Below are 18,451 nucleotides of genomic sequence, written 5' to 3' on the forward strand. Positions count from 1 at the left end.
GTGCACTTATGAGCACGATCAGTAGCGTCAGCAACTACTCGAGCTATACCGGTTACAACACCAGCAGCACGACAGCGACACAACGCCAGCAACAGTTCCAGAAGCAACTGCTGGCCAAGCTCGACACCAATGGTGACGGCTCCATCAGCAAGGACGAACTGAACGCCGCCCTGTCGCAGAACAGCGGCAGCAAAGTGCTCAATGACCTGAGTCAGAATTTCAGCGCGCTGGACACCGACGGCAGCGGCACCATCAGTGCCACCGAACTGTCGGCGATGAAGCCCCACGCCCACGGCGGTCATGGCGGCGGCAAGCCCGATACCCAACTGGCCGATGAGCTGCTCCAGTCCCTGGACACCAATGGTGACGGTTCCATCAGCAGCAGCGAACTGGCCGCCGGGCTGACCAACGCCGGCAGCACCGCCGACAGTTCCTCGCTGTTCAGCGCCCTGGACACCGACAACAGCGGCAGCATCAGCAGCAGCGAACTGGCTTCGGCCCTGTCCGGAATCCAGCCGCCACCACCACCGCCACAAGCCGTGTCCGCCACTGACCTGTTCAGTGAACTGGACACCAATGGCGACGGCAGCATCAGCCAGGCCGAGTTGACCAGCGCCTTGCAGGGCACCTCGACCAGCAGCTCGAGCACTGACGCGACCAGCAGCACCAGCAGCAGCTTCAACGCCACCACGTTCCTGCTCCAGGCCCTGGCCAATGCGAGCGGCAGCAGCAACAGTGGTAGCGGCTCGGGTACCGGTTCGGGCACCAATAGCCAGACCGCCCAGGACAACATCAAAGAGGCGTTGAGCCGCTTGATGGTCAACCTCAAGAGCCAGACCGTGGCGCAGAGCGGTAACGTCACTGCCGCCGCGGCCTGATCCATCGGCTGTAAGAACACACCTGACCTTGTAGGAGCGTGGCTTGCCCGCGAAGCTTTTAGCGGTCTCAAGGGCCTCTTCGCGGGCAAGCCACGCTCCTACAGGTTCGGTGCTGTTTTCAAGATCGAACGAAGATCAGGACTTCTCTTCACGCCGCGACTGGCTCGCGCTCCAGTCGATCAGCAAGCTGTAGGCCACCGCCAGCAAGGTCGGGCCGATAAACAGGCCGATAAAGCCGAAGGCGATCAAGCCGCCAAACACGCCCAGCAACACAATCACCAACGGCAGGTTTCCGCCACGGCTGATCAGGTACGGCTTGAGTACGTTGTCCACGCCACTGATGATGAACGTGCCCCAGATCCCGAGAAACACCGCCATCCCGTACTCGCCTTTCCAGGCCAGCCAGGCCGTGGCGGGAATCCAGACCAGCGGCGGTCCCATGGGAATCAGGCTGAGCAGGAAGGTCGCGATGCCCAGTACCAGGGCCCCGGGGATACCGGCGATCAGGAAACCGATCAACGCCAGCAGGGCCTGGGCCGCCGCCGTGCCGATCACCCCGTTGACCACCCGCTGCACCGTGCCTGCCACGAGCTCCTGGTAGTAATCGGCACGCTCGCCGATCAGCCGCTCCAGCAAGCCGTGGATAAAGGTCGCCAGTCGCGGACCGTCGCGATAGAAAAAGAACACGAAGACAATGCTCAGGGTCAGTTCGAGGATCCCGCCGCCGATCTGCGCGCTGCGCGCCAGCAACCAGTTGCCGACCTGCCCCAGATAAGGCTTGATCGTCACCAGCAAGGCCGCGCCCTGCTGGTCGATGGTGTTCCAGAGACCCACCAGGCGTTCGCCGACGATCGGCAAGCTGCCCAGCCAGGCCGGGGCCGCGGGCAGCCCGTCGACCTGGGCATCCTTGATAAAGGTCACCGCATCGCGCACATGGTCCGCCAGGTTGAGCCCCAGCCAGACCAGGGGCACGGCCACCAGCAACATCCAACCCAACGTCAGCAGCCCGGCCGCCAGGGATTCGCGGTGACCGAGCACACGGGTCAACAGGCGCATCAGCGGCCAACTGGCAAACGCCAGCACGGCGCCCCAGAACAGCGCCGACCAGAACGGTGCCAGCACCCACAAGGTGGCACCGAACAGTACCAGGAGCAGTATCTGCACCAGCAGACGATCATTATTGGGCATGGTCTTTCCAGACAAGAGACGGCAATGAAAGCGTAGGCCAAGCCCGGGTCAGGCGTTTACCGACAGACGACCCGGGTTCAGCGGTAAACGCGCATGATCGTCTCTCGGTGGTCATTCGTACAGCGTCTAACGCAGCAATTCGATATGCAAACCACTGGAGGTGGCGCTGCCCGCCTCCAGGCGCGCGGCCCTCACGCCCTGGGCCATCAGCGCCTGGCGCCAGGCCTCGGCGGAGGCTCCAGAAAGGCTGACCCGCAAGGTAGCGTCCAGGTTCAGGCCCCGGGAAATCAGGGTGACCCAGGTATCCTGGGGGGCGCCGGCCAATTTCGGGAAGTCGAGCTTGCCGGTATCGCGCAGTTCCCGCAGCAAGGTCGCGGAGGTGGGCAGCAATTCGCCCAGCGGCGAAGCGGAGGCGAACTGCTCCACATGCAGGTAGGCGCGGCGGTTGCCGCGAGTGATGCTGTACAACGCCACCAGCGAATTGTCCGCCGGGGCCGCAAGGCGCAGCAGCAGGTAAGCCTGCTGATCGTCGGCACCGGACAACGTGGAATTACCGAACACTTCATTGGCCCACAGGCTGTTTTCCCCACAGTCGCGGGCCTGGCACCAGAACAGCAACTGCGCGCCCTCCTTCTGCAAGGCTTCGCGCGCCGCGGTGAAGGCTTCGTCGGCGCCATGCTCGGGCGGCAGCTCATAGGTCACCGAGGTCATCTGCCCACGGGCGCTGACCTGGGCATCGGTGCGCAGGCGGTTGCTGATCTTGCGGATCGCGCTCTGTGGATAAATCCGTTCCAGCTCGGCCGGCGCCCGATAGTCGACGATCTGCGCATCGGCCAGACGCGGCACCAGCGCCAGGTCATGACTGCCTGGTACATCGGCGGCGAAAAGCGGCGAACTGCAGCAGGCCATCCCAAAGGCGCAGGCCAGGGCTGTGGATAACTTCATCATCGGATAGACAGGGCCTGAACGGTAAGCGCGATAACCGGAACAGAACGTGCCGGAACAGGACGACTCAAGGTCGTGTGGAGGTCGAGGTCTGGCATGGTTGTCTCCCTTTCAACCCACCAAGCCTCGACAGTTGCAGGCGACAAGTCAAGGCGTGGAGAAAAAGCGATTGAAACAGTCTGCGACAAGGATGGCCCCGGCCTCGTCGTTCAAGTGCAGATGGTGCCCACCCGGCAGGTGCTCCAGGCTAAAGGGTAGACGATCGAGCAAGTCCTTGTGCTGGGCCAGTATGCCTTGCTCGGCCACCACCAACTGCGCCGGGCAGGCGATACGACGGATAAAGGCCATGGCCTGCTCCTCGGTCAGGCGCAACGGCGACGGCAGGGTCAGGCGGTTGTCGCTGCGCCAGGTGTAGCCGCCGGGCACCGGCATCAGTCCGCGCTGGGCCAGCAATTCAGCGGCTTCACGGCTGACCGCCACCATCCCTTTCATGCGCGCTTCGATGGCCCGGTCCAGGGTCCCATGCACCGACTTGCGCTTGTCCTGTAATTCCAACTGCGCCTGCAAGGCCATGCCCAGGCGTTCGGCGGCGTTTTCGCCACTGCTGGTAGGGGGAATCACGCCGTCGATCAGGGCCAGGCGCGTCACGCGCTCCGGCAAGGCACCGGCCAGCACGATCGAGACAATCGCGCCCAACGAATGCCCCAACAGGCTGAAGCGCTTCCAGCCCAACTGCTCGGCCACCTGCAAGACATCGTAGACGTAGTCCCACAACGCATACCCGGCGCCCACCGGTCGATGTCCGGAATGCCCGTGCCCGGCCATGTCCAGGGCGACGATACGCAGGCCGTGCAGCTTCGGCGCCAGGCGCGCGAAGCTGTTGGCGTTGTCCAGCCAACCGTGCAGGGCAATCACCGGCTGCCCGTCCTCGGGACCGAACAGATGAGCCGCCAACTCGATATGCGGCAGGCTCAGGCGTACCTCTTCGACCGGATGGCTCATGCGCAACGTCCCTGCCCGTCCTGGCGTTCCCAGCGGGCGAAAATATCCTTGAGCAAACGCGCGGTGTCCTGCGGACGCTCCAGGGGAAACATGTGGCCGCCGGGCATGCTCAGGGATTCGCCATGGGGCAGGCGGCCGACACTGCGGGTGTGATGGGGCATGACCACCCGGCTCTGCTGGCCACGGACCACCGCCAGCGGCACCTTCAAATGCCGGGCCAGGCCCGGGCTGGTGTGCGGCACACCACGATAGATGCTGATTTCCGTGGCTGGATCGAAGCTCAGGCGCAAGCGCCCGCCGTCCTGGCGCAGACCATGTTGCAGGTACGCGTCGAAGCACTCCGGATCAAAGCCGCGAAACAGGGTCTTGCCGGCAAAGTACTGACGCGCGGCGGCGAGGTCGGTGAACTCTTCCCGCCGTCCCAGGGTGCGCCCGGCCGGCGTCAGCCGATCGATAAAACCCAGGCGCTTGGCGGCGCGGATCACCCACTGGTCGGCACGGGTCAGCACCGGTGAGTCAAGCATCACCACGCCCCTGTAGAGCTGCGGGCGACGCAGGGCCGCGTGCAGATGCAGGACACCGCCCAGGGAATGGCCGACACCCCAGACCGGTTCGGGCTGCTGCTCCAGATGGTGGATCAGTTCGTCGACCAGATTGTGCCAGTTATCGTCCGCCGGGAAACGCGGGTCGTGGGCATGCTGTTGCAGATGCGCCACCTGATATTCCGGGGCCAGCGCGGCGAACAACTTGCCGTAGGTCCCCGAGGGAAAACCGTTGGCGTGGGCAAAGAACACGGACTGCGACATACCGGGAGCATCTCGAAAAAGGCAGGTGTTCATTGTCGGCACGCGCGGGTCCCACAGCAATGACCGTAACTGCCAGGAATGATGACAGTCCGGCCATGGCTATGACCCGGCTCAGCGCGCCGGCGGTGTTTGCCCCAGCGGCACCACGGCCATGGTCAGGCGCGACACGCAGCTGGCCTTGCCCTCGTCACTGCTCAGGCGGATATCCCAGACATGGGTGGTGCGACCGATATGAATGGCCTTGGCCACGGCGGTCACCCGCCCGCTGCGCAAGCCGCGCAGGTGGTTGGCGTTGATTTCCAGGCCCACGCAATAGAATTTGCTCGCGTCGATGCACAGGTAGCTGGCCATCGAGCCGACGCTTTCGGCCAGCACCACCGAGGCGCCGCCGTGCAGCAGCCCGTAGGGTTGGTGGGTGCGATGATCGATCACCATGCTGGCGGTCAGCGATTCATCGTCAAAGGCTTCGAAGCGAATATCCAGCAGTTCGCCGATGGTGTTTTTCTGCGAGGCATTGAGTTGTTCGAGATTCGGTACGGTGCGCCACAAAGCCATGGTTGATTCCCCTACTGTGGTTGTTCGTCATGCCGGCGGCCAGCCAACCAAGCAGACGCTCGGTCGACTATTTCACGGAAGAACAGAAGCTCGCAAGCTGAAAAAGGCCCCGCGGCACGCAGGAGGCAATAGCCCACACGAGGAAATCCGGGCGGAATCTGATAGTCGCCAAGGGGCATATCGCGTCGAATTTCCGCCTTCCAGCCCTTGCAAGAGATCTCCATGGCAACGATAGGCCGTCTTCTTCGTCGCTTCATGCCCTCGGGTGACCCCCAGGTCCCCGTTCTCTCAACCCCCCACCCGAGCGAGCTGCACAGCCGCACGATCTGCGAGCTGATGCCAGACGATTTCTCGCAGATCGAACGGGACCTGACCCTGCTGGGTTTGAAGGACTCACTGGCCCAGGCTCGGGTGTTCCTCGGCAGCGCGCCGTCCCTGCGCCAGTACCCGTTGGCCGACCTGCTGGAATTGATGGTGGCCGCCGCCGCGCGCTTTACCGGCATCCTCAACAGTTGGGACGGCGTTCACCTGGACGGTGGCGGCCGGGTATCCCTGCATGTGCAGAAGAAACTCTTCGACTTGCGGGTGCCGCCCTCGCTGTCACCGCAACTGACCAACGCCCTGAAGCGCTGCGCCCAGAACATTGCCACCAAGGATCATCAAGCCGTCGCGTGCCTGCCATTCCAGGACGACGAAACCCGCCGTGCGTTCAGGTACTGGAGCAAGGCGTCCATCTGCCAGGCGTTACGGACCTTGCAGGTGACCAACGTCAATATGATCGGCGTCGACCTGAGCGGTGGCGATTTACGCGGGGTGAGATTTTTCGGGCAATACCAGGAGGCCGACTTCAGGGCGGCCAACCTCAACGGCGCATTGCTCTCAAGTGGTTTCAAAAGCAACGACTTCAGCCATTGCGACCTGAGGAATGCGGTGCTCTCAGGTCACTTTGAAGCCTGTCTGTTCAAGGGCGCCAAGGTCAACGCCGCGACCTTGAAAAACACCCGCACCGACCTGCTCGGCGCGGTGTTGAGTCACTGAACCTCAGGGGTGCCTGACGCCCAGCAGCGTCATCGCCCCGTCCAGCGGCAACTCCCCTTCCAGCTCGGCCAGGCTGGCCGTGCCCATGGGCTCCGGCTGGCGCACATGGCCGTGCTGCAACAGGCTGAGCAGATTGCCCACCAACGGCTGATGGCTGACCAGCAACAGGTTCTCGCCGGTGTCGAGCCGCTGGCTGACATCCCGCGGATTGCTCTCGGGGGTCAGCCAGGGCACGGTGATGATCTCGGCGTCGAAACCCAGCGCATCACGTACCAGCTGCGCGGTTTGCTGCGCCCTCAGGTAAGGACTGGCGTAGATCGCCTGCAACGGCTGGCCGATCAGGTGCGCGGCACTGCGCAGGACCTGCTCGCGGCCATGGGCGGTCAACGCCCGTTCGGCGTCGCTGCGGGCCTGGGGTTCGGCTTCACCATGACGCAGAACCCAGACTTTCATAGCTTGGGCTCCTCATCACGGGCCGGATGCGGCGCTGGCGGAACCACATGCGGGGCTTCGCCTTCAGGAGCCCGAGGGGTCGGCCAATCGGCGAACGGCCAGGGCTTCTGTTCGGTATGGAAACTGCCGAAGCGACCGATCTGGGCCAGGAACTGGCTCAGGCTGTCGCCGAAGTTCATCAGGTTGGCGCTTGGCGCGCCGTAGAACAATCTGTAACCCAGCTGCACCAGCACCACCCCGCCGAGGATGAACTGCGCGACCTGCCAGACCAGCAGGAACACCAGCATCCAGACAATGCGCAACACAATGGATTCGTACTTGGACTCGTTCATGGCTCGCTCCCGTGGCGCTGAATATCAGTTGAAACCGCTGGTGGAAATAAAATCGACATCGGTTTTCGGCTCGCCGCGCATCAATAGCTCGATCACCTGGGTCAGGGTTCGCCCTTCAAACAGAATGGCATGCAAACCGGCCACCAGGGGCATATAGACTCCGACTTCCTGCGCCTTGACCTTCAGCACCTTGAGAGTATTGACCCCTTCGGCGACTTCACCCAGGCGGGTGACCGCCTCTTCCAGGCTCAGGCCCTGGCCGAGGGCAAAGCCGACCTGATAGTTGCGGCTCTTCGGCGAGGAACAGGTGACGATCAGGTCGCCGACCCCGGCCAGGCCGAGGAAGGTCATGGGATTGGCGCCCTGGCTGACGGCAAAGCGGGTCATTTCCGCCAGGGCCCGGGTAATCAGCATGCTCTTGGTGTTCTCGCCCATGCCCAGCGCCACCGCCATGCCGGCAATGATCGCGTAGACATTCTTCAACGCTCCGCCCAGCTCGACGCCGAAGCGGTCGGCGCTGGCATAGACACGGAAGGTCCGTCCATGCAGCGCGGCCTGGACACGGCTGCAAAGCTCTTCGTCCTCGCTGGCGACCACCGTGGCGGTCAAGGCGTGCTCGGCCACTTCGCGGGCCAGGTTCGGCCCGGACAACACGCCGATCCGTGCTTGCGGCGCGATATCTTCGAGGATCTCGCTCATCAGCTTGAAGGTGTGGGCCTCGATGCCTTTGGTCAAGCTCACCAGCAGCTTGCCCACCAGGCGCCCGGCATGGGGCGCCAGCACACTGCGCAAGGCGCTGGAGGGCAAGGCGACAAAAAACAGTTCACAGTCGTCGAGGGTCGCGACCAGGTCGGTGACCGGCTCGACCGCCGGATGCACCTTGATGCCCTTGAGGTAACGCGGATTCTCACGATTGACGCGAATGGACTCGGCCTGCTCGGGATCGCGCATCCATTGGCGCACCCGGTGACCGTTCTCGGCCAGCAGATTGGCGATGGCGGTGCCGAAACTTCCGCCCCCCAGAACCGCGATTGGGTACTGTTCAGTCATATGTAACCCGTCTATCCCTACCAATGGCGATGGCTGCATTATACGGAGCACGCCACCGGCAGCCAGCCCCAATACGAATCCCCTGGCCTGAGCGCTTGACCGATTCAGCCTATACAATGACGGCCATACGCCATGGCAAACCCGGCAAGCTCGGTTAACATGCACGGCTATTATTTTTTTCAAGGCTGTGCCGTGTCTTTTGGCCCTCCCACCACGCGTTCCTCCTTCGTCCTGGCCCTGATGTTCAGCGGCCCGTTGCTGGCTGACGACCTGTTTATGGAAAACCAGCCCCTGCCCGAGGTGCTGACGGCCACCCGCCTGAAACAATCGCCGGCCGCGGTACCCGGCAGCATGACGGTCATCGACAACGAACTGATCAAGGCCAGCGGCGCCCGGGATATCAGCGAACTGCTGCGCCTGGTGCCGGGGATGATGGTCGGCTACACCAACGGCAACCAGGCCAGCATCAACTACCATGGCACCGATGCCTCCAACGCCCGGCGCATGCAGGTGCTGATCGATGGCCGCTCGGTCTATCGCGCGGGCCTGGCGACCGTGGACTGGAGCGATATCCCGGTAGCCCTCGAGGATATCGAGCGCATCGAGGTATTTCGCGGCCCGAACACCGTCAGCTACGGCGCCAATGCGCTGATGGCGGTGGTCAATATCCTCACCAAGTCACCGGGCAGCACCCACGGCTCAACCCTGAAGATCACCCGCGGCGAGCGCGGCATCAATGACTGGTACGCCAGCCAGGGCACCGGCTGGGGTACCGGCGACCTGCGCCTGTCGATGTCCGGCGAGGAGGACGAGGGGTTCCAGAGCGACCACTTGGGCAATGACTACCGCGACGGCCGGCGTGTCACCCGGGTCAGCCTCTCGGTCAGCCAGATGCTCAACGAACAACAGAGCATCGACTGGCAGTTGAACGTCAAGGACGGCACCAACCAGCGGCCCTATACCTACCAGGCGGTGTTCCCCGGGATCACCGCGGCCGGCGACAACTCCGATGTACTGGCCAAGGACTACGCCGGTTCCCTGCGCTGGAACCTGGATATCAATCCCCAACACAGCCTGTATATCCAGGGTTCGGCCCAACATTGGGATCGCCAGCAGGTCTGGCAAGCCTGTGATGCCAAGGTGTCATTCAGCCCACAACTGACTCAGTTGTGGCAGTTGAACCCCAACTATGCCGAAAACCTGGCACGTAACATGACCCAGTACGCAGTCGGCAGGCCCCCTCCGGGTGGCGTCTCGGAACAGGCACTGGCCAATCAGGTTCTGGACCAATGGTTCAATCAGGGCGCCAGCCAGACGGTCTGCGGCAATATCGACCAGAGCACCCGCGAGACCCGCTACGACCTCGAACTGCAGGACACCCTGAGCCTCTCGGACAGCCTGCGCCTGGTCAGCGGCATGAACTATCGTTATGACAAGGCCGACTCCGAGACCTATTTCAACGGCACCATCGACGACAGTACCTGGCGCCTGTTCGGCCAGCTCGAATGGCGCGCCAGCGAGCATTGGCTGGTGCAGGGTGGTGCCATGTACGAAGACGCGCAACTGACCGGCGCCTCCCTGACCCCGCGCTTTGCAGTCAACTACCTGATCAATCCCCGGCACGGCTTGCGCGCGGTCTATTCCGAAGCGATCCGCTCGCCGGATATGTTCGAGAACAACGTCAACTGGAGCTACAAGGTCACCAACCTGAGCTCGCCCACCTACGGCCAGACCAGCGGCCAGTATTTCGTCCAGACCCGTGGCCCGGGAAACCTGGACAAGGAGCGAATGCGCTCGCGGGAACTGGGCTACAACGGTTTCTTCGCCGAGATCGGCCTGAGCCTGGACGTGAAGCTGTTCTATGACGAAATCAGCGACATGATCAGCACGCCGTTGCGCAACAACCAGTTTATCGCCAGCAACGTCAACAGCTCCCGCTTCACCGGCAGCGAAGCCCAGTTCGACTGGCGCCTGGACAGTGCCAACCGCCTGCGCCTGACCTATGCCTATGTCGATGTCCAGGCCAGCAACCCGGTCGACAAGCAGTTCACCGCCCGCAACAGTGGCTCGGCCGGCTGGATGCGCGACTGGGGCGGCGGCTGGTCGAGTTCGGTCTTCTACTATGGCGACGACGCCATCAACCAGTATCGCTTCGAACGGGTCGACCTGCGCCTGGCCAAGCGGATTCCCTTTCGCCGGGCCAGCCTGGAACTGGCCGGGATGCTGCAACAACGTCTCGACGACCAGCCCATCAACTGGCCCGACAACAACTACAACCAGCGCAGTGCCCTGTACTTCAGCGCAGAACTGGAGTTCTGAACATGAGCCGCCTGGGGTCAAGGATGACATCGGCATGGAGCTGGCGCCTGAGGCGACTGGGCCTGGCCCTGCTCGTGCTGCTGGCGAGCCTCCCGGCTCGCTCGGCCGAGGTGCTGCTGACCGGCGTCGAGGACAGCCCCGGGGTCCAGGCCTTTACCGCCGCCCTGGCGCAACAGCGCCCGCACGACCAGATACGCTTCGTGCCCCTGGCGCAGATGCCCGAACCCAGCCGCCTGCCCCCGGCCACCCGCCTGATCCTGCTGGACCCACCCAGCCTGGACTGGCGGCTGAAGGATAAACAGGGGCCGGCGACCCTGGTCCTGCGTATCAGCCGCCTGCAGGCCATGCAACGCCTGGACAGCGCAGCGACCGCCAATCTCAGCCTGCTCTGGAGCGACCCGCCGCTGTCGCGCCAGCTGCGCCTGATCCACGAAGTGATGCCCCAGGCAAGGCGGATCGGCGTGCTCTATACCCGTGACAGCGAATTCCTGCTGGCCGAACTGAACCAGGCGGCCCGACCCCTGGGACTGGAGATCGTCCCCCAGCGCTGGGACGACACCGGCGACAGCCGGCCCCTGCAAACCCTGCTCAAGAGCTGCGACGTGCTGCTCGGGCTGGACGATCCGACCTTGTACAACCCCAGGACCGCGAAGAACCTGCTGCTCAGCAGCTATGCCCGACAACTGGCACTGATCGGCCCCAACGCCGGCTTCGTCAAGGCCGGCAGCCTGGCCAGCACCTTCAGCGACCAGACCGACTGGCTGGCGGTCCTCGACCAGTTGCTCGACCGCGCCCCGTCCAGTTGGCCGGGCAGCCTGTACCCGCAACGCTTCAAGGTCCTGAGCAACCCGCAAGTCGCCCGCTCCCTGGGTATCGAACCGATCGACGAAGCCTCGCTCGCCTCCCGGCTGGCCGAAGGAGAGACCCGCCCATGACCCTGCGACGGTATTGGGGCATCAGCGCCCGGACCCAGATGATCAGCCTCGGCCCCGCGCTGTTGCTGACCTTGCTGCTGATCAGTTTCTTCACCTTCGTGCGGATCCAGGACCTGCGCCAGGAACTCGACCACACCGGTCAACTGATCGCCAACCAACTGGCGCCGGCCACCGAATACGGGGTGATTTCCGGCAACAACGAAGTCCTCGAAAGCCTGATGCGGGCGACCCTGGCCACCCCCCACGTGCGTTTCCTCGAGGTTCAGGACCGCAGCAACAATATCCTGGTGTATGTCGAGCAGCCCTCCCAGGAACACTTCCGGCTGCAGTCGGTGAAATTGTTCCAGGCGCCGGTACGCCTGCAACGGATTCAGTTGGAAAATGACTTCCTGCAGGAAGGCAGCGCACCCGGCGTAACGCAGAGCGAGGACTACCTGGGGCGGGTGATTGTCGGCATGTCCAATGACGCCTTCAGCCAGCGGCAACAGGAAATACTGCTCAAGGCCGGGATCCTCGCGCTGTTCGCCCTGATCTTCACCTTTCTCCTCGCGCGGCGCCTGGCGGCCAGCCTGGCGCAGCCGATCAGCGCCATGGGCCTGGCGGTCAAGGCGATTCAACAGGGTGACTACAAGACCCAGTTGCCAGTGGTCGACGACGCCGAGCTCGGCGCCCTGGCGCGGCATATCAACAACCTCGCCGGCGCCCTCGACCAGGCCAGTCGCGAACAGCACCAGGCCATCGCCCAACTGATACAGACCCGTGAAGAGGCGGAGCGGGCGAACAATGCCAAGTCGGACTTCCTGGCCATGATGAGCCACGAACTGCGCACGCCGATGAACGGTGTACTGGGTATGCTGCAACTGCTCGAAACCACCGAAATGACCGAGGAACAGAGCGAATACGCGGCCCTGGCCTCGGAGTCCACCGAACACCTGCTCAAGGTGATCAACGACATCCTCGATTTCTCGCGGATCGAACGTTCGGCCCTGGAGCTGGAACATATTCCGTTCAACCTCGCCGAGCTGATCGGCAGTTGCGCCCAGGCCTTCCAGCACAACGCCAGCCAGCGCGGCCTGCGCCTGGACCTGCAGATCCCCACGGACATGCAGGCCTTGCAGGTCAAGGGCGACCCGACGCGGATCCGCCAGATCCTGGTCAACCTGATCGGCAATGCGCTGAAATTCACCGAACACGGCAGCGTCGGCATCGAACCGCACTGGCAGGCGCTGGACGACGATGTGCTGTGGTTCACCTGCACGGTGCGCGACAGCGGCATCGGTATTTCCAGCGAACGCCTGGAGCTGATGTTCGACGCCTTCCAGCAGGCCGACAGCTCGATCTCCCGGCGCTACGGCGGCACCGGCCTGGGCCTGCCGATTGCGCGGACCCTGGCCGAGCGCATGGGCGGCACCCTGCATGCCCGCAGCGAAGAAGGCCGGGGCTCGGTGTTCACCCTGGAAATCCCCCTGGCCCTGCACCACCCGACCCAAGCCGCCGTCCTGGCGCCCGCGCCCAGCGGCCATGGCGAAGGACGTAAGGTGCTGCTGGTGGAGGACAACCCGGTCAACCAGACGGTCATCGACGCCATGTTGCGTGGCCTGGGCTTCGATGTCAGCCTGGCCACCGACGGTGCCCAGGCCATCGACCGGGCCCGCAACGGCCTGTTCGCGGCGATCCTGATGGACTGCCGGCTACCGATCGTCGACGGCTACGAAGCCACCCGGCAAATCCGCCAGTTGCCGGAGTACGCTCAGGTACCGATCATCGCCCTGACCGCCAACGCCTTGCAGGGCGACCGCGAAAGCTGCCTGCGCGCGGGCATGAACGACTACCTGTCCAAGCCCTTCAAACGCGTGGATTTACAACAGATTCTCCAGCAATGGCTGCCCTGAATACGACGTGCGACTGGCGTGAAAGACGAAAGTGCGGCAGTCTTAGGCACCCGAATGAGCTGGAAAACCGGCTTGAATAAAAATTTCAGTGCACAAGTGTACATTCATGTCCTTGGTGCTGTGACTTTCACCACAACGCAATAGTCTATGAGTAGGCTGTCGCTTCGAGGCATGAACGCTTCGATCGGCCGGGAAGATTTGCCCCACCTGCCGCATGGGACTATTGAGGAGCTCGCATGACCAAACAAAACGCCTTTACCCGGGAAGATCTGCTGCGCTGCAGTCGCGGCGAGCTGTTCGGCCCAGGTAACGCGCAACTGCCCGCCCCGAACATGCTGATGGTGGATCGCATCACCCATATCAGCGAAGAAGGCGGCAAGTACGGCAAAGGTGAATTGGTCGCCGAACTGGATATCAACCCGGACCTGTGGTTCTTCGCGTGCCACTTCGAAGGTGATCCGGTGATGCCAGGCTGCCTGGGCCTCGATGCCATGTGGCAATTGGTCGGCTTCTTCCTCGGCTGGCAGGGTCTGCCGGGCCGTGGCCGCGCGCTGGGCTCGGGCGAAGTGAAATTCTTCGGCCAGGTCCTGCCGACCGCCAAGAAAGTCACCTACAACATTCAGATCAAACGCGTCCTCAAAGGCAAGCTGAACCTGGCCATTGCCGACGGTTCGGTAACGGTCGACGGTCGCGAGATCTACACCGCCGAAGGCCTGCGGGTCGGCGTTTTCACCTCCACTGACAACTTCTAAGGGTTATTCGCATGCGCCGCGTCGTTATCACTGGTCTGGGCATCGTTTCGTGCCTGGGCAATGACAAAGAGACCGTCTCCGCTAACCTGCGTGCAAGCCGCCCTGGCATCCGCTTCAACCCGGAATATGCCGAAATGGGTCTGCGTAGCCAGGTTTCCGGCTCCATTGACCTCAATCTCGAGGAACTGATCGATCGCAAGATCTATCGCTTCGTCGGCCACGCGGCGGCTTACGCCTACCTGGCCATGAAAGACGCCATCGCCGACTCCGGTCTGAGCGAAGAGCAGGTGTCCAACCCGCGTACCGGCCTGGTGGCCGGCTCGGGCGGCGCCTCGACCCTGAACCAGATGGAAGCGCTGGATATCCTGCGCGAAAAAGGCGTCAAGCGCGTCGGTCCGTACCGTGTGACCCGGACCATGGGCAGCACCGTTTCCGCCTGCCTGGCCACGCCGTTCAAGATCAAGGGCCTGAACTACTCGATCTCCTCCGCCTGCGCCACCAGTGCTCACTGCATCGGCACCGCCCTGGAGCAGATCCAGATGGGCAAGCAGGACATCGTCTTCGCCGGTGGCGGTGAAGAAGAACATTGGAGCCAGTCGTTCCTGTTCGACGCCATGGGCGCGCTGTCCACCCAGTACAACGAAACCCCGGAAAAGGCCTCCCGCGCCTACGACGCCAAGCGTGACGGTTTTGTCATCGCCGGCGGTGGCGGCATGGTGGTGGTCGAGGAGCTGGAACACGCTCTGGCCCGTGGCGCGAAGATCTACGCGGAAATCGTCGGCTACGGTGCAACTTCCGACGGCTACGACATGGTCGCGCCAAGCGGCGAAGGCGCGGTCCGTTGCATGCAGATGGCCATGGCCACTGTCGACGGCCCGATCGACTACCTGAACACCCACGGCACCTCGACTCCGGTTGGCGATGTCGCGGAAATGAAAGGTGTACGTGAAGTCTTCGGCGACAAGGCCCCGGTCATCAGTTCGACCAAGAGCCTGTCCGGTCACTCCCTGGGCGCCGCCGGCGTTCACGAAGCGATCTACTGCCTGCTGATGATGGAAGGCAAGTTCATTGCCGGCTCCGCCAACATCGAAGAGCTGGACCCGGAAGTCGCTGACATGCCGGTACTGACCAAGACCCGCGAAAACGTTGAATTGAACAACGTGATGAGCAACAGCTTCGGCTTCGGCGGCACCAACGCCACCCTGGTCCTGAAGCGCTGGCAGGGCAAGTAAGCCCGGCTTGATCGCGAGATAAAAAAGCCCCGACTGGTTCGGGGCTTTTTTTTACCTGCTGGAAGGGAACACACCTCCTGAAAGTGAACACGGTCCTGTGGCGAGCGGGCTTGCGCACGTTCTGCACCAAATCCCGTCAGATACTTGCAAACAAGGCCTCTGTTCTATACTCATGCTGAGCAAATCTCCTGAAAAGGAGCCAACATGAAACGTTTTCTCTGCTCCCTCGCATTTGTTGTCATCAGCGCTGCAAGTAGTCTGCCCTCGATTGCAAATGCCCAGGTGGGCATTCATATCAACTTGGGCGCACCTCCCCCACCGAGTTATGTTGTTCCGCCAGCTCGCCCGGGATATATCTGGGCACCCGGGTACTGGAATCTCGTAGGCGGTCGCCGTGTATGGGTAAACGGCTTCTGGGTACCGGCTCGACCGGGGTATGCCTACACCCCTGCACGTTGGGTTCACGGCCCCCACGGTTGGCATTTTCAAAAACCAGGGTGGAGTCACCATCGGCCACCCCAACATCATAAACCGCCTCATAAGCCACCCCATCACAAGCCTCCTCATAAACCCCCTCATAAGCCTCCAGCAGGCGGTGGCGGGCATGGTGGAAGACCTCGTCCTTGATCAGGTCGATGCCCACAACGTAAAAGGCCAGGGGCGTGAGCGGGAAAAAAGCTGAACATCACTCAGGCGTAGTGATCTATAAAGTTCAGGGTCTTTTCCCGTCACTCTTCATGAGGTTTGTCATGACCATCACCATCAACACCGAATCCAGCGAAGGTTTTCGTCACAGCGTGCAGATCGATGATCATCAGTTGTTTGCCGATGTGCCCAAGACGGCGGGGGGCGAAGGCTCAGCACCGGAACCCCACGACTACTTCGACGCCGCCCTGGGGACCTGCAAGGCCCTGACCCTCAAGCTCTATGCCCAGAAGAAAGGCATCCCGCTGACCGGGGTCACCGTCGAGGTCAAGCGCGACAACAGCCAGGAACAGAAAGGCAAGTACGGCCTGCTGGTCAAACTGACCCTCAAGGGCGTGCTCAGCGATGCCCAGCGCGAAGAGTTGCACAAAGTCGCGGATCGCTGCCCGGTCCACAAGTTGATGACCACCACCGAAGTCAGCATCGAAACCCTGTTGTCCGAAGGTGCGTTCAGCCAGTAAGGGCAGCGGCGAAAAAGCGGGTTATGCTCTGCGCATCGCCCGCTGAGCCAGGAAACCCTGCCATGAACACACCACTGGTGATCCGTCCTCGCGCCGAGGATGTCGAAGGCCAACCGATCCTGCGGCCCCTGCCCTCGGCCCAGTGCCGCAGCGTTGGACCCTTCGTGTTTTTCGACCATATGCTGGAAACCCGCTATCCACCGGGGCACGGGATGAATGTGCGGCAGCACCCGCATATTGGCCTGTCGACCCTGACCTACCTGTTCGACGGCGAGATAGTGCACAAGGACAGTCTCGGCTCCGAGCAGCACGTCAAGCCTGGCGATGTCAGCTGGATGACCGCCGGCAGCGCCATCGCCCATGTCGAACGGACCCCGGCCGAACGGGTCGCCAGTGGTTCCAGCCTGCATGGCTTGCAGATCTGGCTGGCGTCACCCAAGGCGCTGGAACAGGGGCCAGGGCATTACAGCCATCACCCGGCGGCCAGCCTGCCCGTCAGTGACAATCTGGGGGTGCGCATCCGCCTGGTGGCCGGTAGCGGCTTTTGCCTGACCTCACCGGTGCCGGTGCTGTCGCCGACGCTGTATGCCGATATCCACATGGAAAGCGGGACCACCCTGCTGATTGCGGATGAGTATGAGGAGCGTGCGGTCTATGTGCTGGCAGGCGAGGCGCAACTGGAAGGTGAAGCCCTGGAGCCGCGCAGCCTGGTGGTGCTGCCGACCGGGGAAAGCCTCACACTGTTCGCCGAGGGTGAATGTCATCTGGTGGTGATCGGCGGGGCGCCGCTGGATGGGCCACGACGGATGAACTGGAACTTCGTGGCCAGTGATCCGGTGTTGATCGATCAGGCACGGGCACGCTGGGCGGCCAGGGATTGGCCGACGGTGCCGGGGGAAAGCGAGCGGATCGAGTTGCCGCGCAAGCCCGCGGCGGAAAAAACCTGAATCAGAGAAACCTTACGAGTCGGGTTTATCAGCGAGGTCTGCGGCGTGCTTGAGGACGCTTTCGCGGGCAAGCCCTGCTCCTACAGTTTTTTCTCGTTCACAAGATTTGTGCACGACACCACCCTGTAGGAGCAGGGCTTGCCCGCGAAGAGGCCCTCAAGACCGCCAGAACGCTTAACCCTTGAACACTTCTTCCAGCAGATTGTGCATCGACACAAACGCACGGCCGGCCGTCTTCGCGTCATACATCATCATGCCCGGCACATTGGCATGCGGGTCGGTAAAGGAATGCACCGCGCCGCCGTAGCTCAACAGCTGCCAATCGATACCCGCGGCATTCATTTCCTCTTCGAATGCCGGCAGTTGCTCTTTCGGCACCAACGGGTCGGAGGCGCCATGCAGCACCAGCACCGAGCCCTTGATGTTCTGCGCATCCGCTGGATTCGGCGTATCCAGCGTGCCGTGGAACGACACCGTCGCTTTCAACGGCGCGCCGGTGCGAGCCAGTTCCAGCGAGCAGCAACCGCCGAAGCAGAAACCGAAGGTCGCCAACTGCGCCGGATCCACCACGGCCAGCCCCTGGCTTTGCAGCGCCTCGAACGCCGCCTGCATGCGCTTGCGCAACAAGGCACGGTCATTTTTCAACGGCATCATCGCCGCGCCAGCCTCATCGCCATTGCTCGGACGAACCGACTGACCGTACAGGTCGGCGATCAACACCACATACCCCTTGGCCGCGACCGCCTGGGCGATCGTCTCGGCGCCGGCGCTGACGCCCATCCAGTTCGGCGCCATCAGCAGGCCCGGACGTGGCCCCTTGTGGCCGGCATCAAAGGCCAGACGGCTCTCATAGGATTGGCCATCGATCTGATAGACCACCGAACTCACAGTAACTTGGCTCATTTCGGACTCCGATAAAAACATCCAAGGATAAAAAAACCCGCCGAAGCGGGTTTTCGTA

19 protein-coding genes are annotated in these 18,451 nt (G+C 62.8%); 10 read left to right on the forward strand and 9 right to left on the reverse strand.

Annotated elements, in window-relative coordinates:
* Positions 1-8 precede the first annotated feature (8 nt).
* Positions 9-878, forward strand: a complete 870-nt coding sequence (locus tag M5C01_RS02410; RefSeq protein ID WP_152737173.1) for an EF-hand domain-containing protein — start codon at positions 9-11, stop codon at positions 876-878.
* A gap of 135 nt (positions 879-1,013) precedes the next feature.
* Here the strand turns inward: M5C01_RS02410 and M5C01_RS02415 are convergent, their stop codons facing one another.
* The 5 genes from M5C01_RS02415 to M5C01_RS02435 form a co-directional block, all read right to left on the reverse strand.
* Positions 1,014-2,066: an AI-2E family transporter gene (locus M5C01_RS02415; RefSeq protein ID WP_103498780.1), complete on the reverse strand. Its 1,053-nt coding sequence runs from the start codon at positions 2,064-2,066 to the stop codon at positions 1,014-1,016.
* Positions 2,067-2,192: 126 nt separating this feature from the next.
* Positions 2,193-3,011 (reverse strand): DUF4892 domain-containing protein, encoded by an 819-nt coding sequence (locus tag M5C01_RS02420; protein ID WP_103498788.1) that lies wholly within the window; start codon positions 3,009-3,011, stop codon positions 2,193-2,195.
* Positions 3,012-3,158: 147 nt separating this feature from the next.
* On the reverse strand, positions 3,159-4,013 hold the full coding sequence (locus M5C01_RS02425) for an alpha/beta hydrolase (protein WP_152737174.1): 855 nt from the start codon (positions 4,011-4,013) through the stop codon (positions 3,159-3,161).
* Complete coding sequence (locus tag M5C01_RS02430) at positions 4,010-4,819, reverse strand: alpha/beta hydrolase (protein ID WP_103498778.1); 810 nt, start codon at positions 4,817-4,819, stop codon at positions 4,010-4,012. The genes M5C01_RS02425 and M5C01_RS02430 overlap by 4 nt, the downstream gene beginning before the upstream one ends.
* Positions 4,820-4,930: 111 nt before the next feature.
* A complete protein-coding gene (locus M5C01_RS02435; protein ID WP_103498777.1) occupies positions 4,931-5,374 on the reverse strand; it encodes a hotdog fold thioesterase in 444 nt (147 codons plus the stop codon).
* 222 nt (positions 5,375-5,596) lie between these two features.
* On the opposite strand from M5C01_RS02435, the gene M5C01_RS02440 reads away from it, so the two are divergent.
* Positions 5,597-6,412, forward strand: coding sequence for a pentapeptide repeat-containing protein (locus M5C01_RS02440; protein ID WP_248747556.1), 816 nt, complete (start codon positions 5,597-5,599; stop codon positions 6,410-6,412).
* Positions 6,413-6,415: 3 nt separating this feature from the next.
* Here M5C01_RS02440 and sixA read toward each other — a convergent pair whose 3' ends face one another.
* The 3 genes from sixA to M5C01_RS02455 are packed head-to-tail and all read right to left on the reverse strand — an operon-like array spanning position 6,416 to position 8,247.
* Positions 6,416-6,865, reverse strand: coding sequence for a phosphohistidine phosphatase SixA (gene sixA, locus M5C01_RS02445; RefSeq protein ID WP_152737175.1), 450 nt, complete (start codon positions 6,863-6,865; stop codon positions 6,416-6,418).
* A complete protein-coding gene (locus tag M5C01_RS02450; protein WP_100940855.1) occupies positions 6,862-7,197 on the reverse strand; it encodes a DUF4389 domain-containing protein in 336 nt (111 codons plus the stop codon). Before M5C01_RS02450 ends, sixA begins: the two co-directional genes overlap by 4 nt.
* Positions 7,198-7,221: 24 nt before the next feature.
* The gene (locus M5C01_RS02455; protein ID WP_152737176.1) at positions 7,222-8,247 is read right to left on the reverse strand and encodes an NAD(P)H-dependent glycerol-3-phosphate dehydrogenase; all 1,026 of its coding nucleotides are present in this window, start codon (positions 8,245-8,247) and stop codon (positions 7,222-7,224) included.
* A 240-nt stretch (positions 8,248-8,487) separates the two neighbouring features.
* Between M5C01_RS02455 and M5C01_RS02460 the strand changes: the two genes are divergently transcribed.
* The 8 genes from M5C01_RS02460 to M5C01_RS02495 all read left to right on the forward strand — a co-directional run bounded on the left by M5C01_RS02460 (position 8,488) and on the right by M5C01_RS02495 (position 17,490).
* Positions 8,488-10,566 (forward strand): TonB-dependent receptor, encoded by a 2,079-nt coding sequence (locus M5C01_RS02460; protein ID WP_152737241.1) that lies wholly within the window; start codon positions 8,488-8,490, stop codon positions 10,564-10,566.
* 23 nt (positions 10,567-10,589) lie between these two features.
* A complete protein-coding gene (locus M5C01_RS02465) occupies positions 10,590-11,501 on the forward strand; it encodes an ABC transporter substrate-binding protein (protein ID WP_177100424.1) in 912 nt (303 codons plus the stop codon).
* The gene (locus M5C01_RS02470) at positions 11,498-13,393 is read left to right on the forward strand and encodes an ATP-binding protein (protein WP_152737177.1); all 1,896 of its coding nucleotides are present in this window, start codon (positions 11,498-11,500) and stop codon (positions 13,391-13,393) included. The genes M5C01_RS02465 and M5C01_RS02470 overlap by 4 nt, the downstream gene beginning before the upstream one ends.
* Positions 13,394-13,629: 236 nt before the next feature.
* A complete protein-coding gene (gene fabA / locus M5C01_RS02475) occupies positions 13,630-14,145 on the forward strand; it encodes a 3-hydroxyacyl-[acyl-carrier-protein] dehydratase FabA (protein WP_027898655.1) in 516 nt (171 codons plus the stop codon).
* Positions 14,146-14,156: 11 nt separating this feature from the next.
* Positions 14,157-15,377 (forward strand): beta-ketoacyl-ACP synthase I, encoded by a 1,221-nt coding sequence (gene fabB, locus M5C01_RS02480; RefSeq protein ID WP_152737178.1) that lies wholly within the window; start codon positions 14,157-14,159, stop codon positions 15,375-15,377.
* Positions 15,378-15,813: 436 nt separating this feature from the next.
* Positions 15,814-16,059 (forward strand): hypothetical protein, encoded by a 246-nt coding sequence (locus M5C01_RS02485; RefSeq protein WP_248764275.1) that lies wholly within the window; start codon positions 15,814-15,816, stop codon positions 16,057-16,059.
* A 67-nt stretch (positions 16,060-16,126) separates the two neighbouring features.
* Positions 16,127-16,543, forward strand: a complete 417-nt coding sequence (locus M5C01_RS02490) for an OsmC family protein (protein WP_103498772.1) — start codon at positions 16,127-16,129, stop codon at positions 16,541-16,543.
* A gap of 62 nt (positions 16,544-16,605) precedes the next feature.
* The gene (locus tag M5C01_RS02495) at positions 16,606-17,490 is read left to right on the forward strand and encodes a pirin family protein (protein WP_152737180.1); all 885 of its coding nucleotides are present in this window, start codon (positions 16,606-16,608) and stop codon (positions 17,488-17,490) included.
* A gap of 174 nt (positions 17,491-17,664) precedes the next feature.
* Here M5C01_RS02495 and M5C01_RS02500 read toward each other — a convergent pair whose 3' ends face one another.
* The gene (locus M5C01_RS02500) at positions 17,665-18,393 is read right to left on the reverse strand and encodes a dienelactone hydrolase family protein (protein ID WP_152737181.1); all 729 of its coding nucleotides are present in this window, start codon (positions 18,391-18,393) and stop codon (positions 17,665-17,667) included.
* Positions 18,394-18,451: the final 58 nt, after the last annotated feature.

Origin of the sequence: Pseudomonas sp. MWU12-2319 (assembly GCF_023242525.1) — a bacterium.
In the GTDB taxonomy this organism is placed as follows: domain Bacteria; phylum Pseudomonadota; class Gammaproteobacteria; order Pseudomonadales; family Pseudomonadaceae; genus Aquipseudomonas; species Aquipseudomonas gingeri_D.